This window comes from Neisseria sp. 83E34 (genome assembly GCF_001308015.1).
Classification (GTDB): domain Bacteria; phylum Pseudomonadota; class Gammaproteobacteria; order Burkholderiales; family Neisseriaceae; genus Neisseria.
The window spans coordinates 1-3,026 of sequence record NZ_LGYH01000022.1; the positions used below are offsets into that span (position 1 = coordinate 1).

General features: G+C 42.5%; 3 protein-coding genes. All 3 read right to left on the reverse strand.

The window, feature by feature from the left end; translation table 11 throughout:
- The coding region (locus AKG09_RS11395) for a PAAR-like domain-containing protein (RefSeq protein WP_156320850.1) at nt 1-235 on the reverse strand (235 nt) is incomplete at its 3' end.
- Between the two features lie 394 nt (nt 236-629).
- Nucleotides 630-1,109 (reverse strand): hypothetical protein, encoded by a 480-nt coding sequence (locus AKG09_RS11400; protein ID WP_054619546.1) that lies wholly within the window; start codon nt 1,107-1,109, stop codon nt 630-632.
- A gap of 119 nt (nt 1,110-1,228) precedes the next feature.
- Nucleotides 1,229-3,026, reverse strand: a 1,798-nt coding sequence (locus AKG09_RS11405; RefSeq protein WP_231623945.1) for an RHS repeat-associated core domain-containing protein, incomplete at its 5' end; no start/stop codon positions are given.

Genomic DNA, 3,026 nt, shown 5'->3' on the forward strand with positions numbered 1-3,026 from the left:
GGGCGATTTCGTCGCCGTAGGTGCGGTTGGTTTTACTGGCTTTGAAGACGAAGGCGGGTTTGCGGTTGATTTTAACGTCTTTGGTAACGTTTTTAGCGCCGCCCAAATCGGCGAACAGCGGGAAGGGGATGGGCGGCACTTGCGGCGGAGCGGGCGGGGGCGGCCAACAGAAGTCGGGTACCATAAACACCACGCGGAACTTGCTGCTTTTGCGGGCGATTTTGTTGACGGCCATGATGGGGTTTCGTGTGGATTAAGGTTAATAGGTAAAAAACACGTGCGTGCTGTTGGCACGCACCCTATACATTAAAATTAAATAAGGATGCTGTACAGGTTACAGCTTGCTAAGGTTTGTTCTGTATTAGAACAACAAAACTCTTATCTATATTTTTAACGGTAGAGTCTTAAATTAATTTTAGAGAGTTTTATCTGTTGGAAAAGGTCGGGTTATTTACACTTTTTATACCAAACAGCTTTTGTTTTTTGCAGGAATGATGGTTTCGTGATTTTTGAGTATTCTCAAGAACGATGCGGCTTCGCCGTGCCTTTCGGCATTCTTGACAACCCTCAAAAATCCCAAAATGGGTCTGCATGCAAAAAACGGAAAGTGTAAACAACGCTAGAATTTCCTACATTTTATCATGTAAATTTTCGATTAAGAAGTTAAGGAAATTAGTGCACAGCCCTTCTTTTATTTCATACAGTAACTCAAAGAATATGCCTACATGGTCATTTTGTTGACATTCCTCTATAACGTCACAGAGGAAATTCCATTCGAGAAATATTAATATAAATTTCTGAATTCTATATTCAATATCTCTCAAATTTTTTAGTCGATATCCAGATTTTTTATGTCTTTGGTATAGCTCTGATTTTTTTAATTTTCCTTCTATGAATAGTTTGGCATAGTACAGATCCTCTTGTAGCTCTTTTGCATTAGAACTTAGAGGAATAACTTTGCTTTCGGTAAATTTGAAGCTAATTTCTAAAAATTTAGAATATGGATACTTATCGAAAAAAAGTAATTCATCTACTATTTTGTTTTCAACAAAATAGTCTTCTCTATTATTTAGATCTGTTTCTATATTTTTTTTTGATTTATCAATCATTTTTGTCCTTTATGTTGATTTAGATGGTTCATTTATATTTTCTTCAAAATTAAATTTCAGTTTTAAAAGATAATCTTATTGAGATTTTCGATTTCTATTTTAATATTACAATATAACTGTTACTTTATGCTTGCCGTTTGAAGGAATTTAATTACAAGGCTACAACATGGGCAAGGATCATATTTATCCCCTGTATAATCATCAGCGTCAGGGTCTCTTATCTTGTAAGCAGAAAATTTGCATTCGTGTGTTTGGATGTACTTAGCGAGTTGGTCTTCATCTGTTAGGTTGTTTTCATCTGCTAATTTACTTAGCGCCCCCGCCTCTGCACATTTTCCGTTTTGGGAATAGCTAGGATCTCCTCTTTTTCTATATAAGTCAGCAACTGCTTGATTAGTCGCTCCTCTAGCTTTATTATTTTCTGCACCTGGCCTATTTTTCTTAGCTCTTGTGCTTAGACCATGATATGTTTTTCCATTATTACATTCAATATATCCTTCAACCCCATAAAACGGTTTTCCGTCTTTATCTTTTCTAACCCAGCCTAAAATATCAATCCAAGAACCAATATTAGGTGCAAAGATATAGAAATTATTTCCACCTTTCAATTTAATTGGATCTTGATTAATAAACCTACCAGCATCAGATTCATAGTATCTAAAGAAGTTGTAATGCAGCCCCGTCTCTTCATCACAATACTGATTCTGTAACCTGAACGGCTGATGGGCGGTTTCTGTTACGTTGGTCTCGCTCTTCAGCTTACCCCAACCGTAATAATCCCCAAACCAAAGCAGATTGCCGTCTTTATCGGTCATTTCTCTTGGTATGCCGATTTGGTCGCAATGGAAGTAGTTGGTTTCCTGTCTGCTTTCGCTTTCCGTGTTTGTGTAGTTATGGATTTGCGCCAACGGTTCGTAAGAATCTTGGTCGGTGTAAATATAGGTATAGAGGCCGTCTGAATTATGTTCCTGTAACAGATGGCTGCCGTCCCAAAGGAAGGCAATTTCGCTGTCTAAAATATCTTTGCTGTTCGGTGTATTCAGACAGGCATGGTCTGTTGAATGCCTGTCTGAAACTTCGTTAGCATTCTCCATTTTCAGACGGCCTTTGCTTACCCGTCTGCCCAAAGCATCGTAGCGGTAAACCCAAGTCTCTTTCGTGCTGTCTTTCTTAAAGATTTCCACCTTAACCAGTTGGTCGTGCAAATCGTAGAAATAGTTCTGCACTTCGCCGTTTGGCAGTTCTCTGTGAATCAGATTGCCGAGTTCGTCGTAATAATAGCTGATGCCGTTGTAGTATTTGATGCGGTTGTCGGTAACGGCGTTGAGGCCGTCTGAAACGGTTTGGCCGTTGGTGGACAGGATATTGTGTGCCGGGTCGAAGGCAAACCGTTCGTCGCCCGCTTGGGTGATTCTGCCCAGTTTGTCGTACTCGAAATGCGTGGTACCCGTCCGCTGGTCGCTGCTGTGGAGCAGGTTGCCGGTTTTGTCGTAGCCGTAGCTGCGTTTGACCGCGGTTTGGCCGTGCATGCGGGCGGGTATGTAACCCGCTCCTACGGCTGCTTTGCCGTTTTCAGACAGGCCGTTGAGTTGGGCGATTTGGGCTTTCAGACGGCCCAGCGGATCCAGTTCGTAGCGGCTGGTCAAGGCTCCCTGTGTCCTTTGGATTTCGCGGTGCAGCTTATCGCGTTCGATGTCCGTGATGACTTCGCCGTCGAGGTTGATTTGGTGCAGGTGGCCGCTGCCGTAATACAGGTAGTTGATTTGTCTGCCGTCGGGCAATACGGTGGTGGTGCGGTTGCCGTTGAAGTCGTAATGGTAACGGATGCTGTTGGTAACCGGCTGGAACAGCATATCGTACTGCGGGTCGCGCCAGTCGGTGGCTATCAGGCCGTTTCGGGCATTCTCTTCTTGGGTC